The 15,978-nt window shown below is 61.0% G+C and carries 14 protein-coding genes, 1 other RNA gene and 1 pseudogene; 10 read left to right on the top strand and 6 right to left on the bottom strand.

What is annotated here, in order from left to right:
- Nucleotides 1-344 precede the first annotated feature (344 nt).
- Complete coding sequence (locus tag PH547_RS04965; RefSeq protein WP_104824164.1) at nucleotides 345-827, bottom strand: SRPBCC domain-containing protein; 483 nt, start codon at nucleotides 825-827, stop codon at nucleotides 345-347.
- 73 nt (nucleotides 828-900) lie between these two features.
- Between PH547_RS04965 and PH547_RS04960 the strand changes: the two genes are divergently transcribed.
- A complete protein-coding gene (locus PH547_RS04960; RefSeq protein WP_104824165.1) occupies nucleotides 901-1,224 on the top strand; it encodes an ArsR/SmtB family transcription factor in 324 nt (107 codons plus the stop codon).
- Nucleotides 1,225-1,251: 27 nt separating this feature from the next.
- On the opposite strand, the gene PH547_RS04955 is transcribed toward PH547_RS04960, so the two are convergent.
- Nucleotides 1,252-2,109, bottom strand: coding sequence for a helix-turn-helix transcriptional regulator (locus PH547_RS04955; RefSeq protein WP_104824166.1), 858 nt, complete (start codon nucleotides 2,107-2,109; stop codon nucleotides 1,252-1,254).
- 101 nt (nucleotides 2,110-2,210) lie between these two features.
- On the opposite strand from PH547_RS04955, the gene PH547_RS04950 reads away from it, so the two are divergent.
- Together PH547_RS04950 and PH547_RS04945 are read left to right on the top strand one after the other, a co-directional pair.
- Entirely contained in the window at nucleotides 2,211-3,029 is an 819-nt protein-coding gene (locus PH547_RS04950) for an SDR family NAD(P)-dependent oxidoreductase (RefSeq protein WP_104825193.1), read from the top strand.
- Between the two features lie 40 nt (nucleotides 3,030-3,069).
- A pseudogene (locus PH547_RS04945) lies at nucleotides 3,070-3,786 on the top strand (SDR family oxidoreductase).
- Nucleotides 3,787-3,827: 41 nt separating this feature from the next.
- On the opposite strand, the gene PH547_RS04940 reads toward PH547_RS04945, so the two are convergent.
- Entirely contained in the window at nucleotides 3,828-4,244 is a 417-nt protein-coding gene (locus PH547_RS04940) for a MarR family winged helix-turn-helix transcriptional regulator (protein WP_445945008.1), read from the bottom strand.
- 139 nt (nucleotides 4,245-4,383) lie between these two features.
- Between PH547_RS04940 and PH547_RS04935 the strand changes: the two genes are divergently transcribed.
- Nucleotides 4,384-6,183 (top strand): chloride channel protein, encoded by a 1,800-nt coding sequence (locus PH547_RS04935; protein ID WP_285167682.1) that lies wholly within the window; start codon nucleotides 4,384-4,386, stop codon nucleotides 6,181-6,183.
- Between the two features lie 75 nt (nucleotides 6,184-6,258).
- Here the strand turns inward: PH547_RS04935 and ssrS are convergent.
- The 3 genes from ssrS to PH547_RS04920 all read right to left on the bottom strand — a co-directional run bounded on the left by ssrS (nucleotide 6,259) and on the right by PH547_RS04920 (nucleotide 7,194).
- Nucleotides 6,259-6,417: non-coding RNA, 6S RNA (gene ssrS / locus PH547_RS04930), on the bottom strand.
- Nucleotides 6,418-6,491: 74 nt separating this feature from the next.
- Nucleotides 6,492-6,869 carry a cell division protein ZapA gene (locus PH547_RS04925; protein ID WP_285167679.1) on the bottom strand — a complete coding sequence of 126 codons (378 nt, stop codon included), beginning with the start codon at nucleotides 6,867-6,869 and terminating at the stop codon, nucleotides 6,492-6,494.
- 49 nt (nucleotides 6,870-6,918) lie between these two features.
- Nucleotides 6,919-7,194, bottom strand: a complete 276-nt coding sequence (locus tag PH547_RS04920) for a DUF4164 domain-containing protein (RefSeq protein ID WP_104825195.1) — start codon at nucleotides 7,192-7,194, stop codon at nucleotides 6,919-6,921.
- A gap of 401 nt (nucleotides 7,195-7,595) precedes the next feature.
- Here PH547_RS04920 and tkt point away from each other — a divergent pair, with 401 nt between their 5' ends.
- The 6 genes from tkt (at nucleotide 7,596) to PH547_RS04890 (ending at nucleotide 15,921) form a co-directional block, all read left to right on the top strand.
- Nucleotides 7,596-9,578, top strand: a complete 1,983-nt coding sequence (gene tkt / locus PH547_RS04915; protein WP_285167675.1) for a transketolase — start codon at nucleotides 7,596-7,598, stop codon at nucleotides 9,576-9,578.
- A 60-nt stretch (nucleotides 9,579-9,638) separates the two neighbouring features.
- Complete coding sequence (gap, locus tag PH547_RS04910; RefSeq protein WP_104824185.1) at nucleotides 9,639-10,649, top strand: type I glyceraldehyde-3-phosphate dehydrogenase; 1,011 nt, start codon at nucleotides 9,639-9,641, stop codon at nucleotides 10,647-10,649.
- Between the two features lie 2 nt (nucleotides 10,650-10,651).
- Nucleotides 10,652-11,236, top strand: a complete 585-nt coding sequence (locus tag PH547_RS04905) for a putative glycolipid-binding domain-containing protein (RefSeq protein ID WP_285167674.1) — start codon at nucleotides 10,652-10,654, stop codon at nucleotides 11,234-11,236.
- Between the two features lie 330 nt (nucleotides 11,237-11,566).
- On the top strand, nucleotides 11,567-13,417 hold the full coding sequence (locus PH547_RS04900) for a potassium/proton antiporter (protein ID WP_285167673.1): 1,851 nt from the start codon (nucleotides 11,567-11,569) through the stop codon (nucleotides 13,415-13,417).
- Between the two features lie 72 nt (nucleotides 13,418-13,489).
- On the top strand, nucleotides 13,490-14,692 hold the full coding sequence (locus tag PH547_RS04895) for a phosphoglycerate kinase (RefSeq protein WP_104824188.1): 1,203 nt from the start codon (nucleotides 13,490-13,492) through the stop codon (nucleotides 14,690-14,692).
- Nucleotides 14,693-14,898: 206 nt separating this feature from the next.
- The gene (locus PH547_RS04890) at nucleotides 14,899-15,921 is read left to right on the top strand and encodes a class I fructose-bisphosphate aldolase (RefSeq protein ID WP_104824189.1); all 1,023 of its coding nucleotides are present in this window, start codon (nucleotides 14,899-14,901) and stop codon (nucleotides 15,919-15,921) included.
- Nucleotides 15,922-15,978: the final 57 nt, after the last annotated feature.

Below are 15,978 nucleotides of genomic sequence, written 5' to 3'. Positions count from 1 at the left end.
CTCGAGCGCTCCCATCATTCTGAATTTGGGCAATTTTGGCGCAGGACCCGTTCCGCCAGCAATGAATCTGTTATTATTTAAAGGAATTTGTCATTCACCCGGATTTTGAGCTTTTCCACACAGAAAAGTGAACTGTGTGGCCTGCGATCAACGCAGCCCTTTATCAGGAAATTCTGGCCAGGTCACACCTTTTGGCGACATCCGCCAATTTGGTTGCCAGAAAAATGGTGATCAGCAGGTCGACGCGACAACCGTCGTACCTGGCGTCAGGTCAGCGCTGCTTCTGGGCGACACGCGCCGCCGAGAAGAATGTCCGATTGCAGCGCATGAGCGCTGCCGCCACTTTACCGATCCGGCGCTTCCGCCGGCTCGCCGTGCATTTCACTCAGGAAGAAACCCTCGCGCAGATTGATGCCGTATTCGACGAAGGCCTTCATGCAGCAGAGCATCTGCGTCCAGCCCTCGCAGTTCAGATAGGTGCCGCGTCGGCCGGCTGCGTCCTCACGCCAGCCGGATTCCTCGATCGTTACCAAGGTGCCGCCGTCGTCGAGCGGTTCGAACGTCATCTCCACTTTTGTCCTGTAGCGCGCGCCGTCTTCGCCGGTACCACCATCCCAATGAAAGACGATACGCCGGTCAGTTTCCACCTCGTTGACCTCGACCGGCGCGTTCTTCCACCAGATCACGGTCGTCCCCGCCACGAGCGGCGCGCTGGCACCGCCGACGGTGGTGAAATAGCTCGAGAGCTTCTTCGGATTGACGACGGCATCGAAGACCTCATCCACTTTGCGGCCGATGCGTCCCGAAATACGAACATTCAAGGTCATGACTTCTCCTCCGCTTTCCGAGTGTGGTTGCTTTTCCATTGCGATCAGGGATTTTATGTTATAAAAACATAACATGTCAAGCGAATCGGATAGCGACCTCATTTTCAAAGCCCTGGCGCACCGTCGCCGACGCGAAATCCTCGACTTGCTCAAGGAAGCCCCGAGGACGACCGGCATGCTCTGCGAGACCTTTGCGGATATGGACCGTTGCACGGTGATGCAGCATCTGAAGGTGCTGGAGGAGGCCGATCTAGTGATCGCCAAGAAGGAAGGCCGGGAGCGCTGGAACCATCTCAACAGCCTGCCGATCAAGCAGATTCACGACCGTTGGATCAGCGCCTATGCCGGCCACGCCTTGTCGATCCTTGACCGGCTAAAAAGCGATCTGGAGGGCTGAGGCCCTATGCGGTCGTATGAACCGCAATCAGGTTTTCGCGCCCAGGAGTGTTTTCAGTTTCCCGCCGGTCCCGTCCTCCTCCAGGGGCGTATAGACAACGAGCTTCATATCCGGCCGGTCGATGACGGCAAGCGCGGTATATTCGAACGTCATCAGCCCACCTTGGGGATGGCGCAATCGCTTGCAGCCTGCGAGCGGCCGCAGCACTTCCTGTCTCGGCCACCAGGCGCGAAATTCCGGGCTTGTCTGCGTCAACGTGGCGATCAGCCGTTCGAAATCGGGATCGCCGGCGTAGCGGGCGCTATCAGCACGGAACATGGCGAGCGAATTTGCCGCTACGATCTCCCAATCGACCAATAGCACACGATGCGCGGGATCGGTGAACACCCGATGGACGCTATTGCGCGCGTCGCCCTGCAACAAGCCGTAATCGCCGAAAAGAGCCACCGCCGCCGGGTTCCAGGCAAGCACATCCCAGCGCCGGCCGAGGACATAGGCGGGTTGCCCAGTGAGGCTCGCGAGCATCCGTCGCAGCGATTCAGGCACCTCTTCCGGACCACGCGAGGGAACTTCTGTTGATGGCCGATCGCTCAAGGTGAAGAGATGCCGTCGTTCCGCCGGATCGAGCCGCAACGCATCGGCAAGCGCCGACAGCACTTCCGCCGAGGCACGCACATCCCGCCCCTGCTCCAGCCAGGTGTACCAGGTGGCCCCGACTCCGGCGAGCAGCGCTACCTCTTCGCGCCGCAACCCCGGCGTCCGCCGGCGAAATCCATCCGGCAGACCGACGCTTGCCGGCGTCAGCTTCTCGCGGCGGGAGCGCAGGAAAGCACCGAACTCGCGGCGCCTGGCGTCCAGAATAGTTTGGTTTTGATTGATGGTCATCGCTCATCATAGCAGGATGAATACTAGGATAAAACCGGAACTGTTTGTCGCTTTCGCAAACTGCCAAATATCACCGCATGTACAAAATAGAGGTGATTGCGATGGACATGAGCGACAAGACGATCCTCATCACCGGCTCGACCGATGGCGTTGGCCGCCGGGTTGCCGAAAGGCTCGCTGCGTCCGGCGCCATGGTGCTGTTGCATGGGCGCGACAAGGCACGCGCTGCAAGCCTGCTTTCCAGCATTCGCGGCGCGGGCGGAAAAGCCACCTTTTATCCCGCCGATCTTTCATCGCTGGATGAGGTCCGTGCCCTGGCCGACGCTATCAAGCGCGATCATGAGCGCCTCAACATTCTGGTCAACAATGCCGGCATCGGCACCGGCGGCGGCGATGCGGGACGTCAGGTCAGCCGCGACGGGCACGAACTGCGCTTTGCGGTGAACTATCTTGCCGGCTTCCTGCTGACACGCTGCCTGCTGCCGCTGTTGAAGGCGAGCAGCCTCGCCCGCATCGTCAATGTTTCCTCGGTTGGTCAACAGCCGATCGACTTCTCCGATGTCATGCTGACGCACGGCTATAGCGGCGTGCGCGCCTATTGCCAGAGCAAGCTGGCGCAGATCATGTTCACGTTCGATCTCGCCAAGGAATTGGCGGGCTGTGGTGTCATCGTCAATTGCCTGCACCCCGCAACCTACATGGACACCACCATGGTGCGCCAGGCCGGCGTGTCACCCATGAGCACAGTCGATCAGGGCGCCGACGCCATTCTTAATCTGGTTGCGGGCGCCGACCTCGAAGGACGCTCTGGCCTCTATTACGACGGGCAGTACCCATCCCGCGCCAATGCCCAGGCCTATGACGCAGCCGCGCGCAAGCGGCTGCGCAGTCTCAGCGACGAGCTCACAGGTCTCGCCTGAACAGACCTCTCCATCTTCGCCATCCAACAAGGAGACAACCATGTCGTCCCAACACACCGTCATCATTGGCGGCTCGTCCGGTATTGGCCTTGCGACCGCCGCCCATCTTCTCGAAAAAGAATATCGGGTGACGATCACCGGTCGCGATGAGACAAAGCTCCGGGCGGGGGCACAAAGCCTCGGTGGCGATGTCGCCACAATCGCCATGGACGCCGCCGACCTCACCGGTCTTGCCAAGATTTTCCAGACGATCGGGCCTTTGGATCATCTCGTCCTGGCACTCGGCGGCGGCAATGGCGGTGGCCCCTTCGCAACCGTCGACCTTGCCGATCTCAAGAAGGGTTTCGACCAGAAGACGATGGCACATTTTGCCTGCGCCCAGGCTTGTCTTCCCTATCTCTCGAAAGAAGGCAGCATCACCTTCGTCTCCGCTGTCTCGGCACAGGCAGCCTTGCCGGGAACAGCAGGGCTTGCAGCCGTCAACGCCGCCATCGCTGCCCTTGCGCCAGTTCTTGCCGTCGAGCTGAAGCCAATCCGGGTGAACTGCATCTCGCCCGGCGTCGTCGACACGCCCTGGTGAGATTTCCTCGGCGAGGAACAGAAGGCGCCGGCCTTTACAAGCTTCGCCGCACGCACGCCGGTCGGACGCGTCGGCCGGCCGCAAGAGATCGCCGAAGCCATCGCCTTCCTGATCGGCAACGGCTTCGTTAGCGGCCACACGTTGATCTGCGACGGTGGCATCCGGCTCGGCCAATAACCGGCAACGCGCCATTGCCGGTCATCGTCGGCAATGGCGCTTCATTTGCCGCCGACATCCGCCTGCAGATGCGTCAGGATGTCGATGAGTTCCGGCGCCATGTCCCGGATCTCCCTGAGGTGAATGGCCGTCAGCCGGCGCAGTATCTCTTCCGATTTTTCCGTCAGCTGCAGCGTTTGCCGGCGTTTGTCAGCCGGATCGGGATGGCGGGTGACATAGCCGGCATCGATCAGCCGGCCGACCAATTCAGTCGCCGTATGCGGCGCGATCAGCAGGCGTTCCGCCAACATGCCGATGGTCATCGTCTCGCTCTGTGGATTGCCCTTGATCGCCAGCAGCGCCTGATGCTGCTGCGGCGGCAGTCCCTCCTGATGGGCTGCGGAGGTGCTGAAATCCATGAATTTCCGCAGCGTGTAGCGCAGTGTCGCCAGAGCCTCGTAGTCCGCCTGCGATAGCATCTCATCCAATTCCCGCGCCAATCCCATCTTCCTCACAAATACATTCTGTTTTCAGCCGTTGATTTATATCGCATTACGATATAATTGCCATTGCAGTTTCGGCCAGTTTGCCGCCGCGCTTTAGCACAGAAAGCCTTCCATGCAGGATATCAACGTACATCATCGGCCCGCCCATGATTTCTCGGGTGGCGCTTCGCGGAAAGACAATGGGGATTTTACAACGGACAAGCGCGTACTAGTGCTTGCGGCCATGGCGTTGGTCGTGGGCACGGGCGGCGCCCTGTCGGCCTGGGTGCTGATCAACCTCATTGCGCTCGTCACCAACGCAGTCTGGCTGTTCAAGATCAGCGTCGAACCGCTGTCGCTGGGCACCGTCGCGCGCTCCCCCTGGATGGTGGCCGCGCCTATCATCGGCGGCCTCGTCATCGGCCTCATGGCACGCTACGGTTCGGAAAAGATCCGCGGCCACGGCATTCCGGAGGCAATCGAGGCGATCCTGATCGGCGGCAGCCGAATGTCGCCAAAAGTGGCGGTCCTGAAGCCGCTCTCTTCCGCCATCTCGATCGGCACGGGCGGGCCGTTCGGCGCTGAAGGGCCGATCATCATGACCGGCGGCGCCATCGGGTCGCTGTTCGCACAGTTCTTTCATCTGAGCGCCGCCGAGCGCAAGACGCTGCTGGTCGCAGGTGCCGCCGCCGGCATGACCGCGATCTTCGGCTCGCCCATCGCCGCCGTCATGCTCGCCGTCGAATTGCTGCTGTTCGAATGGAAGCCGCGCAGCTTCATTCCGGCCGTGATCGCATCCTGCGTCTCCATCACCTGGCGGCCCCTGCTAATCGGCAGCGGCCCGCTTTTCCCGGCCCATTTCGACATGGCGCTCAACTGGTGGAGCATCCTGCTGGCCGCCGGCCTCGGCATCGTGTCCGGCCTGCAATCCGGCCTCTTGACGACGCTACTCTATCGCATCGAAGACGCCTTCGAGAAACTCCCCATTCACTGGATGTGGTGGCCCGCTCTCGGCGGCCTCGTTGTCGGCCTCGGCGGACTGATCGAGCCGCGCGCGCTCGGCGTCGGCTATGATATCATCTCCGACCTGCTGAACGGCCATGTCGTCGCGGTCGCGGTGGTCGCCATTCTCCTGGTCAAGGCTGGCATCTGGCTGGTAGCATTGTCATCGGGAACGTCGGGCGGCGTGCTTGCGCCGCTGCTCATCCTCGGCGGCACGCTCGGCTGGCTTGTCGGCCTCGTTCTGCCCGGAGATCCCGGCTTCTGGGCGTTGCTTGGCATGGCCGCGATGATGGGCGGTACGATGCGCGCGCCGCTGACCGGCACCTTCTTCGCCATTGAATTGACCGGCGACATGCATGCGCTCGTGCCGCTGCTTGCCGCCACCGTCGCCGCTTACGCGGTCACCGTGTTGCTGTTGAAGCGGTCGATCCTGACGGAAAAGATCGCGCGCCGCGGCCAGCACATCACCCGCGAATACGGCATCGATCCGTTCGAATTGACCCGCGCTGCCGACATCATGATTGCGAAGGTGAATACGCTTCCCGCCACCATGCCGGTCGCAGAGGCATTGGCGCAATTGACCGAACAGCCGGATGCCCATCGCTTCTATCCCGTTGTCCAGGCCGATGGCCGCTTGGTCGGCATGATCTCGCGCGCGGATGCGCTACGATGGCAGAATGAGCCCGATCTCGCCGGTCAGACGCTCTATGATTTGATCTCTGATACGTCCATTCCGGTCGCACATCCTGAAGACACGGTTGGCCGCGTCGCCGATATCATGATCCATGCCGATACCGGCCGTGTTCCCGTTGTCGACGAACGGACCGGTATCCTTGTCGGTCTCATCGCCCGCAAGGACCTGTTGCGCCTGCGCAGCGCAGCCAACCGCTCGGAATTCGAGCGCGGCGCCTATCTCGGCGCGAAACGTTAAGAGGAGGAGGAACGGCGTCAGCGAGACAATAAGAATCCCGCAACGCTGCCTTTCTTTGCAAAATCAGGAAAGGAAGAGCGATCCACGACGACCGATGGATGTTTACGATCCTGGGCGCCTACAAACGTAGGTGGGCGCCGTGTGTCCAGGCCCACGAGCCTGGTCAGGGACAGCTCCCTTTGGATCGAGTATGGCCCCAGGGATTGTGGTTCCTGTCGGGAAGCGCAGACCGCAAGTCCTATATAAAGAGAATCCTCGCCTTGCACCAGAGGGTGCTACGGTGCAGTCCCGAGAAATAAAAGAACGCCTCAGTTCGGCTCGGCGCCTGGGCGAACCGTCAGCTTCTCGGTGATGCCGCGAATGCGCGTCGTCACTTCGTCGATGACGGTTGCGAGCGTCTCTTCGCTGCGGGCATTGGCCGCAAGCACGGTGTCACGGTTGTTGCGCAAGTTTTCGAGCTCGGCCTCCAGCCCCGAAACGCGACGTGTCAGCTCCGCCACCTCGTCCATGATCATGATGCCGGCCATGACGGTGACGCGCAGATCGCCGATTTCGCCGAACTGGCTCTTCAGATGCATGACATAGCGGTCGAAGCGGGCGGCGAGATCCGTCAGATGCTCTTCCTGCCCCTCTTCGCAGGCCATGCGATAGGCCTTGCCATCGATCGTTACCGTTACCTGCGCCATGAGACTTTCCGATCATTGCCGCTGATCGCGACGGCTGCGTCCCGAGGGATCAGCGGTCGAGCACGGCTCTTATGGTTTCCATCGCCGTCACAAGCCGGCGCGACACTTCGCGATTGACCTCTTCAAGCCGGTTCGCTCGGAACTCCGCCTGGTCGAGTTCCTGGGCGAGCCGCGAACGATCCGCATGCACCCGGCGAACCTCGCCTTCAACATCGCTTTGCGCGCGTTCACGTTCGAACCGCACATCGACGGCGCTCTCCAAAGTCGAAAGCGCCTGGCGCAACTGAGCGAGCGCCACATCCACCGTTTTGCCTGAGGGCGTCATGCCTTTCGATTCCCCGCGCAAGGCCCGAATCAAAATATCCGGCCACTCGACTGATTTCCCAACAATATTCAACTCGGCAACTGAACGTCAATAAAGGCCGCCATACGGCAGGGGGCCTAATCTGTGGATGAAGGTCGCCTTTATGGCTTAAGCGGCCTTTGTCTTACCCTTGTCGTCTTTTGTATAAGTCGGCGGGCAAATGTCGAAAAATTGCCGCACCACCCCCTGATCGCCCCGCGGATTTATTGACTTGCTCGCCCCAACTGCTATGTCTCAGCCGCCTGAGGCAGCAGTGAAAACGGAGTTTGTAAGAACTCCTCCGTTTCAGCCGCCTTTCAACCGGTGGCCCAGCCTCCCAAGCGTGTGGCCATCCCCCGAACCCGGAACCCTGCGGAAAAACCATGATCTCTCGCGAACAACACGACCGGATGGCGAATGCGATCCGTTTCCTTGCCATGGATGCTGTCGAGAAGGCCAATTCCGGTCACCCCGGTTTGCCGATGGGGATGGCGGATGTCGCCACCGTTCTCTTTGGCAAATATCTACGCTTCGACCCGAAGCATCCGCATTGGCCGAACCGTGACCGCTTCGTGCTCTCGGCTGGCCATGGCTCCATGCTGCTCTATTCGCTGCTGTACTTGACCGGCTACCCTGACATGGGGGTCGAGGACCTCAAGCAATTCCGTCAGCTCGGCTCCAAGACTGCCGGCCATCCGGAATATGGTCACGCCACCGGCATCGAAACCACCACCGGCCCGCTCGGCCAGGGTATTGCCAATTCGGTCGGCATGGCGATCGCCGAACGCAAGCTGCGTGAAGAATTCGGCGCCGAGCTGATGGATCACTATACCTATGTCATGTGCGGCGACGGCTGCCTCATGGAAGGCATCAGCCATGAAGCGATCGCGCTGGCCGGCCACCTGAAGCTGAACAAGCTCATCCTCTTCTGGGACAACAACTCGATCACCATCGACGGCGCCGTTTCGCTGTCGGATTCGACCGACCAGGTTGCCCGCTTCAAGGCCGTTCACTGGAACACGATCGAAGTAGACGGCCACGACCAGGCCGCCATCGGCGCTGCCATCGAAGCCGCGCACCAATCCGACCGCCCGACGCTGATCGCCTGCAAGACGATCATCGGCTTCGGCGCTCCGAACAAGCAGGGCACCCACAAGGTTCACGGCTCGCCGCTCGGCGCCGAGGAAATTGCAGCGACGCGCGTTGCGCTGAACTGGCCCTACGAAGCTTTCGTCATTCCGGACGACATTCTTACCGAATGGCGCGCCGCCGGCGAGCGCTCCGTCAGCACCCGCGAAGCCTGGGAAGGCCGCGTCGCTGTTGCGGAAGCCGGCAAGAAGGCCGAATTCAATCGCCGCTTTGCCGGCGAGCTGCCGGCTGGCTTCGATGCCGCCATCAGCGAATACAAGAAGAAGCTCGCTGAAACCAAGCCGACGCTCGCAACCCGCAAGGCATCGGAAGATGCGCTCGAAGTCATCAACGGCTTCCTGCCGGAAACACTGGGCGGTTCCGCGGACCTGACGCCGTCGAACAACACCAAGACCAGCCAGATGAAGTCGATCACCCCGACTGATTTCTCCGGCCGGTACGTCCACTGGGGCATCCGCGAGCACGGCATGGCCTCTGCCATGAACGGCATTTCGCTGCATGGCGGCCTGATCCCCTATTCCGGCGGCTTCCTGATCTTCTCGGACTATTGCCGTCCGCCGCTCCGTCTCGCTGCGCTGATGGGCATTCGCGCCATCCACGTTCTGACGCATGACTCGATCGGCGTCGGCGAAGACGGCCCGACGCACCAACCGGTCGAACAGATCGCCGGCCTCCGGGCCATTCCGAATTTCCTGTTGTTCCGTCCGGCTGATGCCACCGAAACGGCGGAATGCTGGCAGATCGCGGTCAAGACGCACAATCGTCCGTCCGGCCTCGCGTTGACCCGCCAGAACCTGCTCGCTGCACGTACCGAATACAGCGAGAAGAACCTCTGCGAGCAGGGCGCCTACACGCTCGCCGGCAACGCCGATGCTAAGGTGACGATCTTCGCTTCGGGTTCCGAAGTCGAAATCGCCGTCGCCGCCCGCGCGGCGCTGGAAGGCAAGGGTATTTCCACCCGCGTCGTTTCCGTACCCTGCACGGAGCTCTTCTTCGAGCAGCCTGAAGCCTACCGCTCGGAAGTGCTCGGCAATTCGCCGGTCAAGATCGCCGTCGAAGCCGCCGTTCGCGAAGGCTGGGACGCATTCATCGGTCCGGAAGGCGCCTTCATCGGCATGAAGAGCTTTGGTGCTTCCGCACCTTACAAGGACGTTTATAAGCATTTCGGCATTACCGCCGAAGCGGTTGTCGCTGCCGCTGAGGCAAAGCTTTCCTGAGGGCGTCGAAAGGCGCTCTCCATTTCAATAGAAATACCCTGAGTGAACGGGAGTGAACACATGACTGTAAAAGTTGCCATCAACGGTTTCGGCCGCATCGGCCGTAACGTTCTGCGCGCGATCGTCGAATCCGGCCGCACCGACATCGAAGTTGTTGCTATCAACGACCTCGGCCCGGTCGAGACCAATGCCCACCTGCTGCGTTACGATTCCATCCACGGCAAGTTCCCTGCCGAAGTGAAGGTCGAAGGCGACACGATCATCGTTGGCGGCGGCAAGCCGATCAAGGTCACGGCGATCAAGGATCCGGCAACGCTGCCGCACAAGGACCTTGGCGTCGACATCGCCATGGAATGCACGGGCATCTTCACTGCCCGCGACAAGGCCGCCGCTCACCTGACGGCCGGTGCCAAGCGCGTTATCGTTTCGGCTCCTGCCGACGGTGCCGACCTGACCGTCGTTTTCGGCGTCAACCACGACCAGCTCACCAAGGAGCACATGGTCATCTCCAACGCTTCCTGCACCACGAACTGCCTGGTGCCGGTCGTGAAGGTTCTCGACGACGCCGTCGGCATCGACCACGGCTTCATGACGACCATCCACTCCTACACTGGTGACCAGCCGACGCTCGACACCATGCACAAGGACCTGTACCGCGCCCGTGCCGCAGCCCTGTCCATGATCCCGACCTCGACGGGCGCCGCAAAGGCTGTTGGTCTCGTTCTGCCGCACCTGAAGGGCAAGCTCGACGGCACGTCGATCCGCGTTCCGACCCCGAACGTCTCGGTTGTCGACTTCAAGTTCGTGTCCAAGAAGGCAACGACGGTCGGCGAAATCAACGAAGCCATCAAGGCTGCATCGAACGGCAAGCTGAAGGGCATCCTCGGCTACACCGACGAGCCGCTGGTTTCCCGTGACTTCAACCATGACAGCCACTCGTCGATCTTCGCGACCGACCAGACCAAGGTCATGGAAGGCAACTTCGTGCGCGTCCTGTCCTGGTACGACAACGAATGGGGCTTCTCCAGCCGCATGTCCGACACGGCCGTTGCATTTGCCAAGCTGATCTGATCATGGCCTTCCGCCCTCTCCTTCCGACGACAGTTCGCTGGCGTCCGCTGGAAGGAGACGGGCTGGAGCATCTGACGATCGCTCCCATCGACACCGCCACGGGCGCAGCCATTCGCGCCTGTGGCACCATCATCGGCAGCCGCGGCGGCTCGCCCTACGGCGTCTTCTACCGCATCGATTGCGCAGCCGACTGGACCATTCTCTCCTTCTCGATCGAAACCACCGATGGCCGGCGCCTTGCCTTGCTTTCCGACGGCAAAGGACATTGGCGCGCCGAAGACGGCATTGCCTTACCGCAATTCGACGGCTGCATCGATATCGATCTCTCCGGCTCGCCTTTCACAAACAGCCTGCCGATCCGCCGGCTTGAGCTGACGCCGGAAGCTGGAACGGCAAAGCTTTCCATGCTCTATATTCCGTTCGACAGCTTCGTGCCGCTGCGCGACGGCCAGCGCTACACTTGCATCACGCCGCAGAAACTCTATCGCTATGCTGCCGAAGATAGGACCTTTACCGTAGACCTGCCCGTCGACGAGGATGGGCTGGTGATCGACTATCCAATCTATTTCAAGCGTGTGGATGTTTAATACGGCCGCGCGGACAACAGCCTGCGGTCCGCATTATTCCTCCCATTCGCCTCAAATCTTTCCTCTCCCTGCCCTGCTATGGTCCAGATTTACAAATAAATTTTTGACAGGAATTCTCCCAAAGCGTTCCGGGGCCGTTTTGCTGTTCTGGCGAAACGCATCACAGCATGAAGTCGCTATCGTCGGAGCGGGCATCGAACCAGCGCCTTCCCCGAAGAATATTTGTATGTACTAATTTTAAGCATGCGGCAGCATAGTGAGTGGCGGGAGAATTGCGAACGATCCCGGCTGCGGCCGGGGCAAGAGCGCGCGGGAAAGGGGAAGAAGGGCGTGGAGGCATTTTACGTCGTCGTATTGGTGTGCACGGTCCTCATTCTGATGGCGGCCTTCTCGAGTCTGCTTGCCTTTCGTTTCGGCGCACCGCTGCTGCTGCTTTTTCTGATGATCGGGCTGATGGCCGGCACGGACGGGCTCGGCATCGAATTCAGCAATAACTATCTTGCCTATATCCTCGGCTCGCTCGCTCTCGCCGTCATCCTCTTCGATTCCGGCTATGGCACGCCGATCCAGGCCTTCAAACTGGCAGCCGCCCCGGCCCTGACCATTGCGTCCATCGGCGTTCTCGTGACAGCGGCACTGTTCGGCCTCGCCGCCACCTGGCTCCTTGGCTTTACCTGGCTGCAAGGCCTGCTCCTCGGCTCGATCGTCGCGTCGACGGATGCGGCCGCTGTCTTCTTCCTGCTGCGCATCGGCGGCATCAACATCCGCGACAAAGTGCGCTCGACGCTGGAAGTTGAATCCGGCACCAATGATCCGATGGCGATCTTCCTGACGCTGGCGCTAGTCGAGCTGCTGGCGAGCGGCGACGGCTATCACGGTTTCAACCTTGTTATGCTCACCACCTTCATCCAGCAGATGGGCCTCGGCGTGATTCTCGGCCTGCTCGGCGGCATGATGATCGTGCTGATCGTCAGCCATCTGGAGACCGATCGCGGTCTGACGCCGATCTTCGTGCTGGCGCTCGCCCTGCTCGTCTTCTCCTTTACCGGCGCCGTCGGTGGCAGCGGCTTTCTCGCCGTCTATGTGGCCGGCATTTACGCCGGAAATCGCAAGATGCCCGCCTCGGCCAGCATCAAACGCTTTCAGGACGGCATGACGTGGCTGGCGCAAATCATCATGTTCCTCGTCCTCGGGCTACTCGCCACGCCGTCGCAATTTCCGGCGATCGCCATCCCCGCCGTGGCGTTGGCGCTGTTCCTGATCTTCATCGCCCGGCCAATTGCCGTCTGGCTCTGTCTGTTGCCTTTCGACTACACGCAGCGCGAAACGGGTTTCGTCGCCTGGGTGGGCCTGCGCGGTGCCGTCTCCATCCTGCTCGCCATCATGCCGATCCTTGGCAATCTCCCGAGCAGCCAGACCTATTTCAATGTCGCCTTCATCGTCGTGCTGGTGTCGTTGCTCGTTCAGGGCTGGACGATCAAGCCGATGGCGCGTCGGCTCAGCCTCATCGTGCCGCCGCGCATGGGCGCCGTCGACAAAGTCGAGGTCGATCTGCCGGGCACAGTCAATCACGAGCTGCTCTCCTATCGCGTCGTCAAGGATAGCCCGGTTCTGCGCGGCGAACGCATCCCGCGCTGGGCGATGCCATCGCTCGTCGTCAGGGACGGCAAGTCGATGCGCTACCAATATGCTGGGCGCCTGCGCGAACACGATCTCGTCTATCTCTTCATTTCGCCCAGCTATTCACGCCTTCTCGACCGCCTGTTTGCCAGCCGCGCGCCGGTCGATCCGGATGATGCGGATTTCTTCGGCGCCTTTTCGATCTCGCCGCTGCGTCCCGCCGCCGATCTCGACGCCGCCTATGGTCCAGGGCTTCTCAGCGATGCGGAAAAAGGCCTGACGATCGCCGAGCTGATGCGCCAGCGCCTCGGCGGCAAGGCCGATTATGCCGATCGCGTCCGTCTCGGCGAGATCATCCTGATCGTCCGCGATCTCGACGAAAACGACCATATCCAGTCGGTCGGCATGTCGCTGGAAGCGTTGGAACCACCGGCGATCCTGCCGATTTTCATCAATCTCCACGACATTTTGAACGGTATTCGCGGCTTCCTGCGCAAGCGTCGCGAGCACGCCGAAGAGGTCGTTTCAACCGATTCAAATACCGGCAAAAACGACGCCTGACCGCCTTGCGTCTCGCATCATCCGTAGTATGGTCGGCGCACTTCGCGGCACCAACAACATTGGATCCTCCCTATGGCAGCCTTCAAAACCCTCGACAATCTCACCGATATCACCGGCAAGCGCGTGCTCGTGCGCGTCGACCTCAATGTGCCGGTCAAGGACGGCAAAGTCACCGACGCGACCCGTATCGAGCGCGTGGCGCCGACGATTCTGGAATTGTCCAAGAAGGGTGCCAAGGTCATCCTGCTTGCCCACTTCGGCCGCCCGAAGGATGGGCCGTCGCCGGATCTGTCGCTTTCCTTGATCATTCCCGCGATCGAAGAAGTGCTCGATCACGCCGTCCTCTTCGCCTCCGATTGCGTCGGCGCACCGGCAGCCGACGCCATCGCCAAGATGAACAACGGCGATATTCTGCTGCTCGAAAACACTCGCTTCCATAAGGAAGAAGAGAAAAACGACGCCGCCTTTACTCAGGCGCTGGCAGCCAACGGCGATATCTACGTCAACGACGCCTTCTCCGCCGCCCACCGCGCCCATTCCTCGACCGAGGGCCTTGCCAATCACCTCCCCGCCTATGCCGGCCGCACCATGCAGGCCGAGCTGGAAGCGCTGGAAAAAGGTCTTGGCAACCCGGCCCGCCCGGTTGTTGCCATCGTCGGCGGCGCCAAGGTCTCGACCAAGATCGACCTGCTGATGAACCTGGTGAAGAAGGTCGATGCGCTGGTGATCGGCGGCGGCATGGCCAACACCTTCCTCGCCGCCCGCGGCACCAATGTCGGCAAATCGCTGTGCGAGCATGATCTGGCCGACACCGCCAAGCAGATCATGATCGAAGCCGCGACGTCGGGCTGCGCCATCGTGCTGCCGGAAGACGGCGTTGTCGCCCGCGAATTCAAGGCTGGCGCGGACAATGAAGTTGTTTCGATCGAAGCCATTCCGGCCGATGCCATGGTCCTCGATGTCGGCCCGAAATCGGTCGAAGCGGTCAAGGCCTGGATCGGACGCGCAACGACGCTGGTCTGGAACGGCCCCCTCGGCGCTTTCGAAATCACGCCTTTCGACGCCGCCACCGTGGCTGCTGCCAAATATGCCGCTGAATGCACCAAAGCCGGCAAACTGACCTCGGTTGCCGGCGGCGGCGATACCGTCTCCGCGTTGAACCATGCCGGCGTCGCCGATGATTTCACCTATGTCTCGACGGCAGGCGGCGCTTTCCTCGAATGGATGGAAGGCAAGGTCCTGCCGGGCGTCGCCGTTCTCCATACTGAAAAATAGACCGGCATCTCACACAAAAAGGAGAGCTGCGACCCGGACTTTCGCAGCTTTCCACAGGATGCTAAAATGATAGTCCGAACTTTCAAACGGTTGAAATCATTTCAATCGTTTCAATAATTTAGCTGCCCATTTCCCTCTTTATACACTTCTGTTATCGCCGACCTATATGACCCCGTCGCTGACTGAAATCGACTTGGAGAACGAAAATGAGCGAACGACTTGAAGACATTGCCGTAAAGATGGTAGCCGGTGGCAAGGGCCTGCTGGCGGCTGACGAATCCACCGCCACGATCAAGAAACGTCTCGACACGATCGCTCTCGCTTCCACCGAAGAGAGCCGCCGCGATTATCGCGAAATGCTCTTCCGCTCGGAAGAGGCGATGAAGAAGTACGTCTCCGGGGTCATCCTCTATGAGGAAACTCTCTTTCAGAAGGCCGCCGACGGCACGCCTTTCGTCGACATCATCCGCGCTGCCGACAGCATTCCCGGCATCAAGGTCGATACCGGCGCCAAGCCGATGGCCGGCTTCCCGGGCGAAACCATCACCGAAGGCCTGGACGGCCTCGCTGACCGCCTGGCGAAATATTATGACGCCGGCGCCCGCTTCGCCAAGTGGCGTGGCGTGATCGCCGTTTCCGATACGCTGCCGACCCATGGCTCGATCAAGGCCAATGCCCATGCGCTCGCCCGCTACGCCGCGCTTTGCCAGCAGGCAAAGATCGTGCCGATCGTCGAGCCGGAAGTCTTGATGGACGGCGAACCCGGCACCCACGATCTCGCCCGCAGCGAGGAAGTCACCCGCTGGACGCTGCAGATCGTTTTCCAGGAGCTCGCAGAAGCCCGCATCAACCTCGAAGGCATGATCCTCAAGCCGAGCATGGTCATCGACGGCAAGAAGGCGCGCAAGGCATCGGTCGAGCAAGTCGCCGAACGCACCGTCAAGGTGCTGAAGGAAACCGTTCCCTCCGCCGTCCCCGGCATCGCCTTCCTCTCCGGCGGCCAGACGCCGGAAGAAGCAACCGCGCATCTCTCCGCCATCAACGGCTATGACCTGCCTTGGCACGTTACCTTCTCCTACGGCCGCGCCCTGCAGGACGCCGCGCTGAAGGCATGGGGCGGCAAGGCGGAAAACGTCGCCGCCGGCCAGCGCGCCTTCGCCCACCGCGCCGAGATGAACTACCTCGCCGCCAAGGGTAGCTGGACCAAGGACAGCGAAAAGGCCGCCTGATCTAAGGTGACGCTTCGAATGGATGAAAGCCCCGATCGCGATGCGGTCGGGGCTTTT

It is taken from the genome of Rhizobium cerradonense (assembly GCF_030182455.1).
Lineage (GTDB): Bacteria > Pseudomonadota > Alphaproteobacteria > Rhizobiales > Rhizobiaceae > Rhizobium.
This window is presented reverse-complemented; position numbering and strand designations above follow the sequence as displayed.

Coding starts and splice junctions, on each gene's coding strand:
- gap (WP_104824185.1), top strand. CDS start 9,639: ATGACTGTAAAAGTTGCCATCAACGGTTTCGGCCGCATCGGCCGTAAC.
- PH547_RS04890 (WP_104824189.1), top strand. CDS start 14,899: ATGAGCGAACGACTTGAAGACATTGCCGTAAAGATGGTAGCCGGTGGC.
- PH547_RS04905 (WP_285167674.1), top strand. CDS start 10,652: ATGGCCTTCCGCCCTCTCCTTCCGACGACAGTTCGCTGGCGTCCGCTG.
- PH547_RS04935 (WP_285167682.1), top strand. CDS start 4,384: ATGCAGGATATCAACGTACATCATCGGCCCGCCCATGATTTCTCGGGT.
- tkt (WP_285167675.1), top strand. CDS start 7,596: ATGATCTCTCGCGAACAACACGACCGGATGGCGAATGCGATCCGTTTC.
- PH547_RS04960 (WP_104824165.1), top strand. CDS start 901: ATGTCAAGCGAATCGGATAGCGACCTCATTTTCAAAGCCCTGGCGCAC.
- PH547_RS04965 (WP_104824164.1), bottom strand. CDS start 827: ATGACCTTGAATGTTCGTATTTCGGGACGCATCGGCCGCAAAGTGGAT.
- PH547_RS04940 (WP_445945008.1), bottom strand. CDS start 4,244: ATGCTATCGCAGGCGGACTACGAGGCTCTGGCGACACTGCGCTACACG.
- PH547_RS04895 (WP_104824188.1), top strand. CDS start 13,490: ATGGCAGCCTTCAAAACCCTCGACAATCTCACCGATATCACCGGCAAG.
- PH547_RS04925 (WP_285167679.1), bottom strand. CDS start 6,869: ATGGCGCAGGTAACGGTAACGATCGATGGCAAGGCCTATCGCATGGCC.
- PH547_RS04955 (WP_104824166.1), bottom strand. CDS start 2,109: ATGACCATCAATCAAAACCAAACTATTCTGGACGCCAGGCGCCGCGAG.
- PH547_RS04920 (WP_104825195.1), bottom strand. CDS start 7,194: ATGACGCCCTCAGGCAAAACGGTGGATGTGGCGCTCGCTCAGTTGCGC.
- PH547_RS04950 (WP_104825193.1), top strand. CDS start 2,211: ATGGACATGAGCGACAAGACGATCCTCATCACCGGCTCGACCGATGGC.